General features: G+C 69.9%; 15 protein-coding genes. 7 read left to right on the forward strand and 8 right to left on the reverse strand.

Annotation, left to right across the window (positions count from 1 at the left end; genetic code table 11):
* Positions 1-139: 139 nt before the first annotated feature.
* The 3 genes from thiG to thiO are packed head-to-tail and all read right to left on the reverse strand — an operon-like array spanning position 140 to position 2,209.
* Entirely contained in the window at positions 140-904 is a 765-nt protein-coding gene (gene thiG / locus F3087_RS02105; RefSeq protein ID WP_150400044.1) for a thiazole synthase, read from the reverse strand.
* On the reverse strand, positions 897-1,115 hold the full coding sequence (gene thiS, locus F3087_RS02110) for a sulfur carrier protein ThiS (protein WP_150400045.1): 219 nt from the start codon (positions 1,113-1,115) through the stop codon (positions 897-899). Before thiS ends, thiG begins: the two co-directional genes overlap by 8 nt.
* Positions 1,112-2,209, reverse strand: coding sequence for a glycine oxidase ThiO (thiO, locus tag F3087_RS02115; protein WP_150400046.1), 1,098 nt, complete (start codon positions 2,207-2,209; stop codon positions 1,112-1,114). Before thiO ends, thiS begins: the two co-directional genes overlap by 4 nt.
* Positions 2,210-2,298: 89 nt before the next feature.
* Between thiO and thiE the strand changes: the two genes are divergently transcribed.
* A complete protein-coding gene (thiE, locus tag F3087_RS02120; protein ID WP_150400047.1) occupies positions 2,299-2,997 on the forward strand; it encodes a thiamine phosphate synthase in 699 nt (232 codons plus the stop codon).
* A gap of 36 nt (positions 2,998-3,033) precedes the next feature.
* Here the strand turns inward: thiE and F3087_RS02125 are convergent, their stop codons facing one another.
* The gene (locus tag F3087_RS02125) at positions 3,034-3,720 is read right to left on the reverse strand and encodes an NUDIX domain-containing protein (protein WP_150400048.1); all 687 of its coding nucleotides are present in this window, start codon (positions 3,718-3,720) and stop codon (positions 3,034-3,036) included.
* 180 nt (positions 3,721-3,900) lie between these two features.
* On the opposite strand from F3087_RS02125, the gene F3087_RS02130 reads away from it, so the two are divergent.
* The 3 genes from F3087_RS02130 to F3087_RS02140 are packed head-to-tail and all read left to right on the forward strand — an operon-like array spanning position 3,901 to position 8,732.
* A complete protein-coding gene (locus F3087_RS02130) occupies positions 3,901-5,289 on the forward strand; it encodes a hypothetical protein (protein ID WP_150400049.1) in 1,389 nt (462 codons plus the stop codon).
* Positions 5,286-6,254, forward strand: a complete 969-nt coding sequence (locus F3087_RS02135) for a glutamate ABC transporter substrate-binding protein (protein WP_150400050.1) — start codon at positions 5,286-5,288, stop codon at positions 6,252-6,254. The genes F3087_RS02130 and F3087_RS02135 overlap by 4 nt, the downstream gene beginning before the upstream one ends.
* A gap of 6 nt (positions 6,255-6,260) precedes the next feature.
* Positions 6,261-8,732: a serine/threonine-protein kinase PknG gene (locus tag F3087_RS02140; protein ID WP_150400051.1), complete on the forward strand. Its 2,472-nt coding sequence runs from the start codon at positions 6,261-6,263 to the stop codon at positions 8,730-8,732.
* A 291-nt stretch (positions 8,733-9,023) separates the two neighbouring features.
* Here the strand turns inward: F3087_RS02140 and F3087_RS02145 are convergent, their stop codons facing one another.
* Both F3087_RS02145 and pta read right to left on the reverse strand, forming a co-directional pair.
* Positions 9,024-10,232, reverse strand: coding sequence for an acetate kinase (locus tag F3087_RS02145; protein WP_150400052.1), 1,209 nt, complete (start codon positions 10,230-10,232; stop codon positions 9,024-9,026).
* 101 nt (positions 10,233-10,333) lie between these two features.
* Positions 10,334-12,406 (reverse strand): phosphate acetyltransferase, encoded by a 2,073-nt coding sequence (pta, locus tag F3087_RS02150; protein ID WP_150400053.1) that lies wholly within the window; start codon positions 12,404-12,406, stop codon positions 10,334-10,336.
* A gap of 94 nt (positions 12,407-12,500) precedes the next feature.
* Between pta and F3087_RS02155 the strand changes: the two genes are divergently transcribed.
* Complete coding sequence (locus tag F3087_RS02155; RefSeq protein ID WP_150400054.1) at positions 12,501-13,007, forward strand: nitroreductase family deazaflavin-dependent oxidoreductase; 507 nt, start codon at positions 12,501-12,503, stop codon at positions 13,005-13,007.
* A gap of 1 nt (position 13,008) precedes the next feature.
* Here the strand turns inward: F3087_RS02155 and F3087_RS02160 are convergent, their stop codons facing one another.
* On the reverse strand, positions 13,009-13,461 hold the full coding sequence (locus F3087_RS02160) for an RpiB/LacA/LacB family sugar-phosphate isomerase (protein ID WP_150400055.1): 453 nt from the start codon (positions 13,459-13,461) through the stop codon (positions 13,009-13,011).
* Between the two features lie 67 nt (positions 13,462-13,528).
* On the opposite strand from F3087_RS02160, the gene F3087_RS02165 reads away from it, so the two are divergent.
* Both F3087_RS02165 and F3087_RS02170 read left to right on the forward strand, forming a co-directional pair.
* Complete coding sequence (locus tag F3087_RS02165) at positions 13,529-14,173, forward strand: type 1 glutamine amidotransferase family protein (RefSeq protein WP_150400056.1); 645 nt, start codon at positions 13,529-13,531, stop codon at positions 14,171-14,173.
* Positions 14,174-14,222: 49 nt separating this feature from the next.
* Positions 14,223-14,672: a MarR family winged helix-turn-helix transcriptional regulator gene (locus F3087_RS02170; RefSeq protein ID WP_150400057.1), complete on the forward strand. Its 450-nt coding sequence runs from the start codon at positions 14,223-14,225 to the stop codon at positions 14,670-14,672.
* A gap of 7 nt (positions 14,673-14,679) precedes the next feature.
* Here F3087_RS02170 and F3087_RS02175 read toward each other — a convergent pair whose 3' ends face one another.
* The gene (locus tag F3087_RS02175) at positions 14,680-15,438 is read right to left on the reverse strand and encodes an HAD-IIA family hydrolase (protein ID WP_150400851.1); all 759 of its coding nucleotides are present in this window, start codon (positions 15,436-15,438) and stop codon (positions 14,680-14,682) included.
* Positions 15,439-15,506 lie beyond the last annotated feature (68 nt).

Here is a 15,506-nt window from a genome sequence, read left to right on the forward strand (position 1 = left end):
CAGCATTCCCGAAAATGCCGCGACGCGCGTCACTACAAAGTGTCGTGTTCGATCATCCTCAGGGATGACGGCTACCCCTACTACCCCGTGACGCCACCCTGATAGACGTCCTGAGCGGGACTTTTCGGGAACGACCGGCTCAGAGCGCGGGTGAGGAAGCCTGTGCCCAGAATCGTTTCGGAATGCGTCCCGCCTGGCGCGCCAGATAGCCCGCGCGCACCGCGGCAGCCATGGCCTCCGCCATCAACTCCGGTTGCCGGGCCCTGGTCACCGCGGTGGCCAGCAGGACCGCCGAGCAGCCGAGTTCCATGGCCAGGGCCGCGTCGCTCGCGGTGCCGATGCCCGCGTCCAGGATCACCGGAACCTTGGCCTCGGCGACGATCATCTCGATGTTGTGCGGATTGCCGATGCCGAGGCCGGTGCCGATCGGCGAGCCGAGCGGCATCACCGCGACGCAGCCCGCGTCCTCCAGCCGGCGCGCGAGGATCGGGTCGTCGGTGGTGTAGGGCAGCACGATGAAGCCGTCGTCGACGAGTTGCTCTGCGGCGGTGATCAATTCGATCGGGTCGGGCAGCAGGGTGCGCTCGTCGGCGACCACCTCGAGCTTGACCCAGTTGGTGTCGAGCGCCTCGCGGGCCAGCTGCGCGGTGAGCACCGCCTCGGCCGCCGTGCGACAGCCGGCCGTGTTGGGCAGCGGGGCAATGTTCAAGCGCTTCAACAGATCCAGCACGCCGGTGCCGCCCGCGGCATCCACCCGGCGCATGGCGACGGTGGTGAGTTCGGTACCCGAGGCGACCAGCGCCTCCTCCAGCACGGCCAGGTTGTCCGCGCCGCCGGTGCCCATGATCAGCCGGGAACCGAACTCGCGGTCCGCGATCCGCAGCGGCGCATACGGCTCAGCCACCCTGGACCGCCGTCAGCACCTCGATCTGCCAGCCGCGACCGACCGGCTCGTCCCAGCGGGACTTGGGGAACACCGCGCCGTCCACCGCGAGCGCGATGCCCTGCGTCGGCAGCTCCAGGCGGCCGAGCAGCTCTCGGACGGTGAGGGTTTCGGCGAATTCGTGATCTGTGCCGTTCACGCTGACGCCGATGGGGACGGATGTCGAAGTCATCGAACTCCTCCTGCGGATGACGAAGGGGACGGCTGGTGAGCCGTCGTGAAGCGTTGCGGGTCGGCGGGTTCCGCCTCGGGCAACGGTGTTCCGGCGAGCTGAGCGAGGACCGCGTCCACGGTGAGCGGCAGGGTCAGCATGCCGTTGCGGCCGTTGCCGGTGGCCGCGACGACCCGGTCGCTGAGCCTGCCGAGCAACGGCAGGTTGTCCGGGGTGCCCGGGCGCGAACCCGCGCTCGCCTCGGCCAGCTCGTATTCGCCGATGCCGGGGAAGACGGCCTCGGCGTCGGCGATCAGGTCCCGGACGCCCGCGACGGTCACCGCGGTGTCGAAACCTGCCTCGTATTGGGTTGCGCCGACCACGATTCCGTCGGCGCGCGGGACCAGGTACATGGCCCGGCCGTGCACCCTGGCCCGCACCACACGCCGGGGCGCGGGGGTGACGCCGGGGCGGTGACGCAGGCGCAGGATCTCGCCCTTGATCGGCCGGACCGGCAGGTCGGGCCACAACCGGGCCGACGCCGCGCCGGCGGACAGGATGATCTGATCGTGGGTGAGCGTGTCCAGCGCGTCGACGGATTCGGCGCGGATCTGCACCCCGGCGGCGGTCGCGGCCTTGCGGAGCGCGGCGACCAAGCGTCGATTGTCGATCGCGGGTTCGGCGGGCGCGTGCAGTCCGGCGCGGACCGTGCGCGCGAGGTTCGGTTCCAGCGCGCGCACGCCCGCGCGATCGAGGATCTGGAGTTCGTGGCCGCGGCCACCGACCCACTCGGCGACCGTGCGCAGATCCGCGGCGTCGGCGGCGTCCAGCGCGACCGTCAGGGTCGCGTCCGCCACGAACACCGATTGGCCGGTGGCGGTCTCGACCCGGGCGGCGAACTCCGGCCAGCGGGCCAGCGCGGCCGCGCCGAACGCGAGCACCCGGTCCTCGCCCGGCCAGCCTTCGGACAGCGGAGCGAGCATGCCACCGGCCACCCACGAGGCGCCGGAGCCGACGGCGGGGTCGAACAGCGTGACCGACCAGCCCGCCTCGGCGGCCCGCCAGGCCACCCCGAGCCCGATGACGCCGCCACCCACGACGGCCAGCGTCCGCATCCTCTTCCACCTGCCTCTGTCTCCGATGCGCGGCGTTCGCGTGGCGCCGCCGTTCGCTTCCCCACGGTAGCGCGGCTACGGTCGAAGACGTGCAACCCTCCCACCCTGCCCGACCCGCATCGCCCCGGGAGCGCTTGGCCGCCGCTCGCCTCTATCTCTGTACCGACGCCAGACGGGACAAGGGCGATCTGGCCAAGTTCGCCGAAGCGGCCTTCGCGGGTGGGGTCGACATCATCCAGCTCAGGGACAAGGGTTCGCCCGGCGAGGCGAAGTTCGGCCCGCTCGAGGCGCGCGCCGAGCTCGGCGCGCTGGCCGAGCTGAAGGCCGCCGCCCGCAGGCACGGCGCACTGGTCGCGGTGAACGACCGCGCGGATATCGCACTCGCCGCGGGCGCCGACGTGCTGCACCTCGGGCAGGGTGATCTGCCGCCCTGGTACGCGCGGCGCATCCTCGGCCAGGACGTGGTGATCGGGCGATCCACGCACAATCGCGCGCAGGCGGGGCTGGCCGCGATCGACGAACACATCGATTACTTCTGCACCGGGCCGGTCTACGCGACCCCGACCAAGCCGGGCCGGCAGGCGGCCGGGCTCGAGCTGGTGCGTTCCACCTCCGACGCGCATCCGACCCGGCCGTGGTTCGCGATCGGCGGGATCGACGCGGACAACCTGCCGGACGTGCTCGCGGCCGGCGCCAACCGCATCGTCGTGGTGCGGGCGATCACCGAGGCGCGGGATCCAGAAGCCGCGGCGCGGCAACTCAAGACGGCGCTACTCGCCAACGGGTAACCGATGGCCGGGCATCCGATCAGGCGGACACCGAGGTCAGGACAGGACTTGGCCGCGGGTGAGCGAGACGACGGCCGTGCCGTTGTCCGCCGCCGGTTCGGTCTGCGGGGCGATCGCCTCCGGGCCGACGATGCGGGCGTAGCCGCCCGGTCCGTCGGGATCGGTATGCAGCCAGAAGAAGCCTTGATCGGCGAGGTCGACGGTTCGCGGCAGCGCGGCGGCGACGTCCCGATCCTCCGCGAGTTCGTCGAGACAGACCCGGGCGGGCGCGGCGCGCAACGCGGGCCAGGCGGCGGCGAAGCCCGGATGCAGCAGCCTGGCGTCGACCTCGGCCTCCGGAATCCACGCGACCTCGGAGCTCTCCCGGTTCCGGACGGTCGGCAAGGTCAGCACGGCATCGGCGATCACGGTGGTGTAGGTCCAGCCGCTCGGCGCGGACGCGGTCACCCGCTCACCGCGCACCCGGACGTCGGCGGGATCGATCCCCGCCTCCTCCCACGCCTCGCGCACCGCGGCGTGCACCGGGGTCTCGTGGCTGTCGCGGGCTCCGCCGGGCAGCGCCCAGGTGCCGCCCTGATGACTCCACGGCGCGCGATGCTGCATCAGGACGGCCGAGCCGCCGTCGGCGAGCGGCGCGCGCAGCAGCAGTCCGGCGGCGCCGAACCGGCCCCAACGCCGCAACCCACCGGGGTCGCGCGACCACCCGTCACCGTCACCACGCATCTGCTACCCATCCTCGATCTGCCGCCGCCGGGCCGCCTCCCGCTGCCAAGCAGGGGTATTTCACACGCCACGGCACCGCTACGACCACAATAAACTCCGCAACGACAGACACGGGGTGACCGTTTATCCGGTCGGTCCGTCGAGAAATCCGCGAATGCGGCCCAGACTGGGGAGGTGGACATGGCTCGGATCGAGCAGGCGACGGCGGTACTGCGGCCCTCGCCCACCGCCGAGCTCGCCGCGCGGGACAGTCCAGGCGCGCTGCGAGCCGCCTTCGTGCGCGAGCAGTTCGACCCGGCCCGGATGCGCCTGTTCGCCAGCTCCTCACCCGGCCGGCTGATCGCGATCGGACTGCTGCTCATCACGGTCTGTGTGGCCGCAGGCTGGGTGACCGGCGCGACCGTCGGCGACCGGCAGCAGACCCTGAACGTGCTGCTCGACGACACCGAGCCGGACGCGTACTCCGCACATCGCCTCTACACCTCGCTGTCCATCGCGGACGCCGCGGCGAGCACCGCGTTCATCTCCGGCGGCCTGGAGCCGCAGACGGTGCGCGATCGCTACAGCCAGGCGATCGGCGAGGCCGCCGCGGAACTGGTCGCGGAGACGGGCCGGGCCTCGGGCACCGCGCCCACCCGGACCGACAACACCGATACCCAGTTGCGCACCGGGATCGCCACCAGCCTGCCGGTGTACACCGGGGTGGTGGAGACGGCCCGGGCGAACAATCGCAGCGGATATCCGGTCGGCGCCGCCTATCTCAGCGAAGCGTCCAACCAGATGCAGACCGCCGTGCTGCCGATGGCCGAGGAACTACAGAACCGGCGGCAGGCGGCGGTGACCGAGGCGCAGCGCAATCACGTCCGGCCGCCGTGGACCGCCATCGTGCTGGTGGTGCTCGCGCTGGTCGCGCTGGTGTGGGCGCAGTTCGATCTGGCCAAACGGTGGCGCCGGGTGCTCAATCCCGGGCTGCTGCTCGCGTCGGCGGCGGTGGTGATCCTGTTGACCTGGACGGTGATCGCGGGTGCGGTGTCGGCCACCTCGATGATCCATGGCCGCGACGACGGCGCGGTGCCCGCCTCCCGGCTCACCGAGAGCCGGATCCTGGCCCAGCAGGCCCGTTCGGCGGAAACGCTGAAGCTGGTCAGCCGGGACGCGACCGGCGACTTCGACCGGACCTACGACGCGAACATCGCCCGCCTCGCCGACCTGCTCGGCGGCTACCCGAGTTCCGCGCCCGCCGCCGACGACGTGCGCAATGCCATTCCGGCACTGAGCCGTTGGCGGGTCGCGCACCAGCGGATGAACGACACGCTGGCCCGCGGTGACTTCAACGGCGCGGCGGCGGTGGCCACCGGACCGGGTGCGGCCGATGTCGCGGCGCAGGTGGAGGCACTGGACAAGGCACTGGAGCAGGGCATCGACAAGACACGGAATACATTGCGCGACAAGATTTCCCAGGCGGCTCAGGTGCTCGCCTTCATGGGCCCTGGCGCACTGGTGCTCGGCATCGTCGCCGCGGCCTGCGTCGGGCTGGGCCTGTGGCCCCGGCTGCGGGAGTACCGATGAGGGCCGGGCACGGCCTGGTCGCCGTCGCGCTCGCCACCGTCGCGCTGGTGGGCGGCTGTACCAGCGGCGCGCCGACGTCCCTGCCGAGCAGCACGGCCAAGTACACCGAACCGCCGCTGCCCGCGAAAGTCATTCCGGTGCTGACGGATTCGCCGACGCCCACGGCCGCGCCCGCGCAGTGCGGCGATCCGACGGCGAGCCTGCGCCCGAGCACCGCCGGCGGGCCGACCATCGACGCGATCCGGGCCCGCGGCCGGCTGGTGGTCGGGCTGGACGCGGGCAGCAACCTGTTCAGCTTCCGCGATCCGACCTCCGGCGCCATCGTCGGCTTCGACCCGGACATCGCCAGGGAGGTCGCCCGCGACCTGCTCGGCAGCCCGGACCTGATCGAATATCGCACCCTCGGCTCGGCCGACCGGGAACGCGCGCTGCAGAACCGCGAAGTGGACATCGTGGTGAAGACCATGACGATCAATTGCGAACGGCGCCAGAAGGTTACGTTCTCCACCGTCTACCTGCGCTCGAACCAGCGGGTGCTGGCGATGAAGAACTCCGGGATCAACGGCATCGCCGATCTCGCGGGCAAGCGGGTGTGCATCGTGCGCGGCACCACCTCGCTGGACCACATGCGCCACGACCAGCCCGCCGCCACCATTCTCACGGTGCCGACCTGGGCCGACTGCCTGGTCGTGTTGCAGCAGCGCCAGGTCGACGCGGCCAGCACCGACGACTCCATCCTGGCCGGGCTGGCCGCGCAGGACCCGTACACGCAGGTGGTCGGCGACAGCATCAGCGTCGAGCCGTACGGCATCGGCATCCCCAAGGGCGACGACGATCTGGTGCGCTTCGTGAACAGCACCCTGGAGCGCGTGCGCAACGACGGCACCTGGGATCGCATCTATCGCCAGTGGCTGTCCGTGCTCGGCCCGTCCCCCGGTCCGCCCGCCCCGAGTTATACGGACTGACGGCCGATGAACACAGCGGACGACGCCACCCCCGACGCGGACGAAGCCACCGCCGCACCGCCCGTGGCCGGGGACGAGCCGGTCCCTACCGAACTGTCCCGGGGTCGTCGGCCTGCGCCGAGCGAGGCAGGCGACGGAGCCGTGGAACCGATGCGCACCGAGCTGACGCCAGGTCGTCAACGTGCGTCGGGCAAGGCGAGCGACGGGGCCGACGAGCCGGCGCACACGGAGCTGGCGCGCGGTACCCGGCCGACGCCCAGCCAGGCGGCCTCGGCCGAAACCATCATCGGCGCTTGGCGAACCGACTCCGAGCCGGACTCGGCGGCGACGATGCGGACCTCGGGCCGCAGCGTGCGCACGGCCCGGTCCCGGCCGACGGTGCGCAGGCTCGGCGGCGGGCTGGTGCCGATCCAGACGGTCGAACCGGCCGATCCGCGGGCCGCCGTGCTGATCGATCCCGTTGTGTCCGAAGGCAAACGGTTCTGCTGGCGGTGTGGCAACCCGGTCGGCCGGGCCAGCGCCATCCGCCCCGCGGTGACCACCGGCACCTGCGATACCTGCGGCGCCCCTTACGATTTCCGGCCGTCGCTGCACGAGGGCGACGTCGTGTCCGGCCAGTACGAGGTGCAGGGCTGCATCGCGCACGGCGGGCTCGGCTGGATCTATCTGGCGATCGACCGCAACGTCAGCGATCGCTGGGTGGTGCTCAAGGGCCTGCTGCACACCGGTGACGCGGAAGCGCAGGCGGTCGCCGTCGCCGAGCGCCAGTTCCTCGCCGAGGTGGCACACGCCAGCATCGTCAAGATCCACAACTTCGTCGAGCACACCGATCGCGACGGTGCGCCGATCGGCTACATCGTCATGGAGTACGTGGGCGGGCGCTCGCTGCGCGAGATCCTCAACTCCTATCAGCGCCCGTACCGGATGCCGGTCGCCGAGGCGATCGCCTACCTGCTGGAGATCCTGCCCGCGCTGGAGTATCTACACTCGATCGGGCTGACCTACAACGATCTCAAGCCGGACAACATCATGGTCACCGAGGATCAGGTGAAGCTGATCGATCTCGGGGCGGTCGCCACCATCGAGTCGTACGGAAATCTCTACGGCACCAGGGGATTTCAGGCACCCGAGATCGCGAAGACGGGGCCTACCGTCGCGTCGGACATCTACACCGTCGGGCGCACGCTGGCCGTGCTCACGCTCGAGATGCCGATGGAGCAGGGCCGCTATCTCGACGGCATCCCGGACCCCGCGGATCATCCCGTGCTGGCGCGTTACGAGTTCTTCCACCGGCTGCTGCTGTGCGCGACCGATCCGGACCCGGAGCGCCGATTCCCGTCCGCCCGGGCCATGTCCGCGCAGCTGTCCGGGGTGCTGCGGGAAATCCTCGCGCTGGAGACCTCGACCGAACATCCGCAGTTGTCGACGGTGTTCAGCCCGCCGCGGGGCAGTTTCGGCACCGAGGAGCTGATCCGGCAGACCGACGCGTACGCCGACGGCCGGGCCCGCAGCAAGCAACTCGAGGCGCGGGATGTGGTTGCGGCGCTGCCCATTCCGCTGCTCGACTCGGCGGACCCGTCGGCGCCGCTGCTGGCCACGACGGTGCATGCCGATCCGGCCGAGTCGCTGGAGGCGCTGCGCGCCGCGATGGAACGGGCCGAGACCGACCCCGGCAACGCGCCGGAGACCCTGGACCTGGAGCTGCGGCTGGCCGAGGCCAAGGTCCGCCTCGACCTCGGCGAGTCGTCCTCGGTGCTGCATCTGCTCACGCGATTACCCGAAAACGACTGGCGCGTCGGCTGGTATCGCGGCCTGGCCCTGCTGCTCGACGTGGAATACGAGCAGGCCTTCGCCAGCTTCGACGACGTGCTGCGGGTGCTGCCCGGCGAGATCGGGCCCAAGCTCGCGCTGGCCGCCACCGCGGAACTCGTGCTGCAACACTGGGATTCGCCCGATCCGGAACAGTGGCGGGCGTACGCGGAGAAGTTCTACGCCACCGTCTGGCGTACCGATCGCGCGGTGGTGAGCGCCGCCTTCGGGCTGGCCCGCCAGCTGGCCTCGGTCGATCGGGTGGTGGACGCGGTGCACGCGCTCGACGAAGTACCGGCCGCGTCAAGGCATTTCACCACCGCCCGGATGACCGCGGTGCTGCTGTTGCTCACCGCCGCCCCGGTGGCCGAACTCGACGAGTCCACCCTGCATGTCTCCGCGTCCCGGGTGCAGAGCCTGCCGACCGGGGAAGGCCGGACCGTGCAGATGCGGGTCCTCGTGCTCGGGGCAGCGCTGGCCTGGTTGCAGGCCGGCAATACACCGAAGCGTTCCGACGCGACGCTGTTCGGCGCGCCGTTCACCGAACGCTGTCTGCGGGAGGGGACCGAGGCTGGCCTGCGGGCCCTCGCGCGCAGTGCTCCCGGCCGCAATCACCGCTATGCCCTGGTGGACCTGGCCAATTCGATCCGCGCCAAGACCTGGGTGTAGACCGCTCACGAAATCCTCACGATGGGTTCGGCAGAATCTCTCTCGGATCAGGTTCGCGCAGTCACACCGAGACCCCGCACCGGACCACCGCAGGCCCCGGGACAGCGATGCCCTCGCCGGTCCCGAGGTAGGTCACCGGACTGCCCTCCGGAAGCCATGCGGCGAGCGGGACCATCCGGTGCGCCTGCTATAGCGGCGGATCCGGCCCGGTCGGCTTTCCCTCCCGACCGGGCTTCTCCCGCCTCTCCGCGAAGTCAGGCCAGTTCCAGGTTCGACGAGATCTGTTGCCGACTAGACGGTTTCGGCTACTCGGTGGGCGGCGCGGGCGATCGCCAGTTCTTCGTTCGTGGGGACGACCAGCACCGCCACCTCCGCGTCCGGCGGCGAAATGCGGCGGGCAACACGGGATTTCGCGGTGTTGGCGGCGGGATCCACCTCGATGCCGAAGCGGGACAGGCCGGCCAGCGCATCGGCGCGGACCTGCGGGCTGTTCTCGCCGACGCCCGCGGTGAAGGTGATGGCGTCGACGCCGCCCAGGTCGATCAGGTAGGCGCCGAGGTAGCGGCGCAGGCGGTGGATGTAAACGTCGTAGGCGAGTTTCGCTGCGGCGTCGCCCTTTTCGATGAGGCCCTGGAGCTCGCGGAAGTCGTTGACGCCGGACAGACCCTTGATGCCGGAGTCGCGGTTCAGCAGCTTGTCGATCTGGTCGATGTCGAGATGGGCCGAACGCACGAGATGCGCGATGATGCCGGGGTCGAGGTCGCCGGACCGGGTGCCCATCACCAAGCCCTCCAAGGGGGTCAGGCCCATGGTGGTGTCGGTCGGAGACCCGCCGCGGATCGCGGAGGCCGAGGCGCCGTTACCCAGGTGGAAGACAATCTGATTCAGGTCGGCCGGATCGCGGCCGAGGAACTCGGCGACCTGACCGGACACGTACTCATGCGACGTGCCATGGAACCCGTACTTCCGAATTCCATGTGCGGCAGCGACTTTCGCATCGATGGCGTAGGTCTTGGCGGCATCGGGCAGCCCGTGGAAGAACGCGGTGTCGAACACCGCGACCTGCGGCACGTCCGGCAGCAGCTCGCGCGCGCTCTCGATACCTGCGACGTTCGCCGGATTATGCAGCGGGGCAAGCGAAGACAGTTCGCTGATGGCCGCGACGACCGCGTCATCGATCAACGTAGGCCGATAGAACACCTCACCGCCGTGCACCACCCGATGCCCGACCGCACGAACCCCAGCTTCGGCCAAGTCGTGCCCGGTCTCGGCGAACATGTCGAAGATCAGCCGCAGCCCGGCGGTGTGATCGGCGACGGCGCCGCGCCGCTCGGTGGTCGCGCCGTCGGCCTGATGCTCGATCCCGGCGTTGTGCTCGCCGATCCGGTCGACCATGCCGGACGCGGTCACCGCGCCCGACTCCGGGTCCAGCAGCTGGTATTTGATCGACGACGAGCCGGAATTGATCACCAGCACCAGGTCGTCGGCAGCCTCGGTCATCGCGCCTCCCGTGTTCGGCGGTGTTCCCGCACTCCCTCAGCAACCACGCGCGCGGACCACCTGTTCCGCGGCGCGAACCGGCTGTGTCGCGATAGACACCATCACTCGCCCTGCGCCTGGATCGCGGTGATCGCCACGGTGTTGACGATGTCGGCGACCAGCGCGCCGCGGGACAGATCGTTGACCGGCTTGCGCAGACCCTGCAACACCGGGCCGATGGCGATCGCGCCGGCGCTGCGCTGCACCGCCTTGTAGGTGTTGTTGCCGGTATTGAGATCGGGGAACACGAATACCGTTGCCTTACCGGCCACTTCGGAATCGGGCAGCTTGGTGGTGGCGACGGTCGGCTCGATCGCCGCGTCGTACTGGATCGGGCCCTCCACCGGCAGCTGCGGCGCCCGCTCGCGGACCAGCTTGGTCGCCACCCGCACCTTGTCCACGTCCGCGCCGCTGCCGGACTCGCCGGTCGAGTAGGACAGCATGGCGATCCGCGGCTCGATGCCGAACCGGGCCGCGGTGGCCGCCGAGGAGATGGCGATGTCGGCCAGCTGCTCCGATGTCGGATCGGGCACCACCGCGCAGTCGCCATAGGCCAGCACCCGGTCGGCCAGGCACATCAGGAACACGCTGGACACGGTGGAGACGCCGGGCACCGTCTTGATGATCTCGAACGACGGCCGGATGGTGTGCGCCGTGGTGTGCGCGGCGCCCGACACCATGCCGTCGGCGATCCCCTTGTAGACCATCATCGTGCCGAAATACGAGATGTCGGCCATGGTTTCGCGGGCACGCTCGACGGTCATCCCCTTGTGCTTGCGCATCTCGGTGTATTCCTTGGCGAAATCGTCGAGGTGGCCGGAGGTTTGGGGATCGAGCACCTGCGCGGCGGAGATGTCGACGCCGAGTTCGGCGGCGCGGGCTCGGATCGACTGCTCGTCGCCGAGGATGACCAGGTCGGCGATCTTGCGTTGCAGCACCCGCCCGGCCGCGCGCAGGATGCGGTCGTCGTCGCCCTCGGGCAGCACGATGCGCTTGCGGTCGCCCCTGGCGCGTTCGATGAGCTGGTACTCGAACATCTGCGGGGTGACCACGCTGGTCAGCGGAACCTCGATGCGGCGCAACAACTCTGCCGCGTCGACGTGCTCCTCCATCAGCGCGAGGGCGGTGTCGACCTTGCGCGGGCTGCCGGCCGACATGCGGCCGCGGGTGCGGTAGGCGGCGCTCGCGGTGTCGTAGGTGCCGAGCTCGGTGGTGAGGATCGGCAGCTTCGGCTTCAACCCGCTCATCAGCCGCGCCACCGCGGGATGGGGCAGCATGCCGCCGTTCATGATGATCCCGGACAGCGACGGAAAGCCTTCTGCCTCATGCGCGTTCACCACGCTGAGCAGCACGTCGGAGCGGTCGCCGGGCGCGATCACCACGACGCCGTCGACCAGCCGCTCCAGAATGTGCTCGGCGGTCATGCCGCCGACCATGATCTTCAGCGCCTCGCGTTGCAGCAATTCCTGGTCGCCGCTGTACATTTCGCCGTCGATGGCGCTACAGAGTTCGGCCATGGTCGGCGAGATAAGCAGCGGCACCTCCGGCAGCGTCCAGGTCGGCACCTGGAAGGCCCGCAACGTGGCGGAGACGTCGTCGATGTGGTCCGGGTCGCAGCGGTTGGCGATGATCGCGACCAGTTGCGCGTGTTCGAGGACCAGCTCGCTCTCACACAGCTCGGCCAGGTGCTTCACCTCGGCGGGCGTGCGGCCAGAGCCGCGCACCACGAGCAGCACGGGGGCGCCGAGATTCACCGCGATCCGGGCGTTGAAACGCAGCTCACTGGGGCTGGCGACATCGGTGTAATCGCTGCCGACCACCACCACCGCGTCGCACACCTTCGCCACCTCGTGGAAGCGCATCACGATCTCGCTGATCGCGGCGTCCGGGTCGGCGTGCACCTGCTCGTAGGTGACGCCGGTGGCCTGCGCGTAGTCGATGTCGGCGGTGCTGTGCTCGAGCAGCAGCTCGAGGATGTAGTCGGGTTCGGTGGTCGACCGGGTGATCGGCCGGAACACGCCGACCCGCGCGGTGGTCGCGCACAGCATCTGCAACACCCCGAGGGCCACCGTCGACTTCCCGGTGTCGCCTTCGGGCGAGGCGATGTAGACGGTGGACGGAGCGTGATCGGCCATGTCCGAAAGCTTAGTGAATAAGCGGCTAACCGGGCTGCTCCGCGAGACGGTCGTCACCAGCTGTTCGGAAACGTCCGGCCGCTATAGTCCGGGCATGGCTGAGCAGTTTCCGAACCGGCAGTGGGGTTCGCGCACCAACGCACTGTCCCGACTGGCAAACAAGTTCGCGGCGACCAAGCCCGGTTCCTGGTTCATCCGCAAGATCACCCCGCTGGATCGCGCCGTGCTCGAACGCACCGATGCCAAGTACACGGTGCTCGGTCCGATCGGCGCCCCGGTGATCCTGCTGACCACCATCGGCCGCAAGTCCGGTCAGCCGCGCACCCAGCCGCTGCTCTGCGTGCACGACGGCGATGTCCTGTATGTGATCGGCAGCAACTTCGGCCAGGAGCGCCACCCGGCTTGGACCGCCAACCTGCTCGCCACCCCGGCCGCGACGGTCGCCATCGCGGGCCATCGGCTCCCGGTACGGGCCAGTCTGGTCGACGCCGACGCCAAGGACACGATCTTCGCCCGCTTCGTGGAGCTCACCGGCGCCTACGCCGCTTACAAGAATCGCACCACCCGCGACCTGCGCATCTTCGCCCTGCACCGGGCGTAATTCACGACTCGTCGGCGCGTTCGATCGCCGACAGGTGCGCGATGTTGGCCCGGTCGTCGGCCTCGGCGCTCGGCCGACCGGCGAACCAGGCGTCCAGGATTTCCCGGAGTTCCGCGCTGGAGGTCGAACGTAGGCTCAGCGCAAGGACATTCGCGTCGTTCCACTGACGCGCGCCCGCGGCCGTCGCGGCATCGACGCAGAGCGCCGCGCGGATGCCGGCCACCTTGTTGGCCGCGATCGACGCGCCGGTTCCGGTCCAGCAGCAGACGATCGCCTGTTCGGCGCGGCCCTGCGCGACGTCGCGGGCCGCCGCCGCGCTCGCCCAGGCCCAGTCGTCGCGTTCGCCGTCCGCGAGCGCGCCGTGCCGGAGCGTCTCGTGTCCGCGCCGGGCCAGCTCCTCGATCAGTTCCTGTGCCACGCCGACGCGTTCGTCCGCAGCCACCGAGATCCGCATACGCCCAGCTTAATCGCGCATATCCGGACCATTGACAGCATGCTGTCAAATATGACAGGATACTGTCATGACCAAGAAAACAGTTCACGTTGCCGTCTACGACACCTTCGCCGACTGGGAGATCGGCGCCACCACGGCGCACATCAACCGGACGACCTGGCAGCGGGAGCCGGGCACGTGGCAGACGAAAACGGTTGGGCTGACCAAGGATCCGATCACCACGCTCGGCGGGATGCGGATCGTGCCGGACATGACGCTCGCCGAGCTGACGCCGGCCGACAGCGCGATGCTGATCCTGGCCGGGGCGGACACGTGGGACGGCGCGGAGCTGACGCCGTTCGCGGCCAAGGCGCGCGAGTTCCTGGCCGCGGGCGTTCCGGTCGCGGCGATCTGCGGCGCGACGCTCGGGCTGGCGAAGGAAGGTCTGCTCGATTCACGCGCGCACACGAGCAATGTGCGGGAGTTCTTGCTGTACAGCGGATACGCGGGCGCGGAGAACTATGTGGAGGAGGCCGCGGTGACCGACGGCGATCTGATCACGGCGGGCGGGACGTCGCCGTTCGAATTCGCCCGCGCGGCACTCGGCCGGCTCGGCGTGTACGAGCCGCACGTGCTCGACGGGTGGTACCGGCTGTACGGCCACTCGGACCCGGCGGGCTGGATGGTGCTCGCCGAGTACGAGGAACAACGGTCCGTGGTGCACGCCGGATGAGGAACAATGCGGCGATCCGGTCGAACGGCCGGATCGCCAGGAGGTGCACGTGACGAGGAACGAACAGGAGCTGTTCGCGACGGCCGCCATCACATCATTCCGCCTGAACGGCCAATTCCTCGCGATCGCCGAGGACCTGGCCGGCCCAGCCGGGCTCACCGCGGCGTGGTGGCAGGTGCTCGGCGCGGTGACGTCCGAACCGCTACCGGTGGCGGGCATCGCCAGGGAAATGGGCATCACCAGGCAGAGCGTGCAGCGCATCGCAGACTTGCTGGTGGACAAGGGTCTTGCCGAGTACCGGCCGAACCCCGCGCACCGGCGCGCGAAGCTGGTCGCGGCCACCGAGGCGGGGCTCGCGGCCGTGCGGCGGATCAATCCGCAGCACGCGATCATGGCCAAGCGCCTGGTCGACGAGCTCGGCTACGAACAGCTCGCGGCGACGGTGAAGATGCTCACCATGCTGTCCACCGCGTTGGACGCGATCGCCGCGGAACGGTGAGAAACGATCAGCCGGCGAACGGCTCCTTCGTCCGCCCGACCAGATCGGCGACGGAGTCCAGCACCAGCGTCGGCCGGTAGGGGTACGCCTCGACCGAGGCGCGGGTGGAGATGCCGGTGGTCACCAGGATGGTGCGCATGCCTGCCTCCAGCCCGGAGATGACGTCGGTGTCCATCCGGTCGCCGATCATCACCGTCGACTGCGAGTGCGCGCCGATCCGGCGCAGCGCCGAACGCATCATCAGCGGGTTCGGCTTGCCGATGTAGTACGGGTCGCGGCCGGTGGCGCGGGTGATCAGCGCGGCCACCGAGCCGGTCGCGGGCAGCGAGCCGTCGCGGGACGGGCCGGTCGGGTCGGGGTTGGTCGCGATGAAGCTCGCGCCGCGCTCGATCAGGCGGATCGCGGTGGTGATCGCCTCGAACGAGTAGTTGCGCGTCTCGCCGAGCACCACGTAGTCGGGGTTGCTGTCGGTGAGCACATAGCCGATCTCGTGCAACGCGGTGGTGAGGCCGGATTCGCCGACCACGTAGGCGGTTCCGTTCGGGCGCTGCTCGTCCAGGAAGGTGGCGGTGGCCAGGGCGGAGGTCCAGATCGCCTCCTCCGGAATGTCGAGTCCGGTGTGGCGCAGCCGGGCTTGCAGGTCGCGCGGGGTGCGGATGGAGTTGTTGGTCAGCACCAGGAACGGGGTCTCGTTGGCGCGCAGCTCGGCGAGGAACTCGTCGGCGCCGGGCACCAGTTGGTCCTCGTGCACCAGGACACCGTCCATGTCGGTCAGATAGGACAGGATCGGTTCATCAGTCACCAGACAATTGTCCGCTATCAGACACGGTTCCG

It is taken from the genome of Nocardia colli, from assembly GCF_008704205.1.
GTDB classification, from domain to species: domain Bacteria; phylum Actinomycetota; class Actinomycetes; order Mycobacteriales; family Mycobacteriaceae; genus Nocardia; species Nocardia colli.

What these genes read in the sequence shown, in the direction of transcription:
- thiS (WP_150400045.1), bottom strand. Translation starts at nt 1,115, where the DNA reads ATGACTTCGACATCCGTCCCCATCGGCGTCAGCGTGAACGGCACAGAT.
- thiO (WP_150400046.1), bottom strand. Translation starts at nt 2,209, where the DNA reads ATGCGGACGCTGGCCGTCGTGGGTGGCGGCGTCATCGGGCTCGGGGTG.
- F3087_RS02125 (WP_150400048.1), bottom strand. Translation starts at nt 3,720, where the DNA reads ATGCGTGGTGACGGTGACGGGTGGTCGCGCGACCCCGGTGGGTTGCGG.
- F3087_RS02130 (WP_150400049.1), top strand. Translation starts at nt 3,901, where the DNA reads ATGGCTCGGATCGAGCAGGCGACGGCGGTACTGCGGCCCTCGCCCACC.
- F3087_RS02135 (WP_150400050.1), top strand. Translation starts at nt 5,286, where the DNA reads ATGAGGGCCGGGCACGGCCTGGTCGCCGTCGCGCTCGCCACCGTCGCG.
- F3087_RS02140 (WP_150400051.1), top strand. Translation starts at nt 6,261, where the DNA reads ATGAACACAGCGGACGACGCCACCCCCGACGCGGACGAAGCCACCGCC.
- F3087_RS02145 (WP_150400052.1), bottom strand. Translation starts at nt 10,232, where the DNA reads ATGACCGAGGCTGCCGACGACCTGGTGCTGGTGATCAATTCCGGCTCG.
- pta (WP_150400053.1), bottom strand. Translation starts at nt 12,406, where the DNA reads ATGGCCGATCACGCTCCGTCCACCGTCTACATCGCCTCGCCCGAAGGC.
- F3087_RS02155 (WP_150400054.1), top strand. Translation starts at nt 12,501, where the DNA reads ATGGCTGAGCAGTTTCCGAACCGGCAGTGGGGTTCGCGCACCAACGCA.
- F3087_RS02160 (WP_150400055.1), bottom strand. Translation starts at nt 13,461, where the DNA reads ATGCGGATCTCGGTGGCTGCGGACGAACGCGTCGGCGTGGCACAGGAA.
- F3087_RS02165 (WP_150400056.1), top strand. Translation starts at nt 13,529, where the DNA reads ATGACCAAGAAAACAGTTCACGTTGCCGTCTACGACACCTTCGCCGAC.
- F3087_RS02175 (WP_150400851.1), bottom strand. Translation starts at nt 15,438, where the DNA reads ATGGACGGTGTCCTGGTGCACGAGGACCAACTGGTGCCCGGCGCCGAC.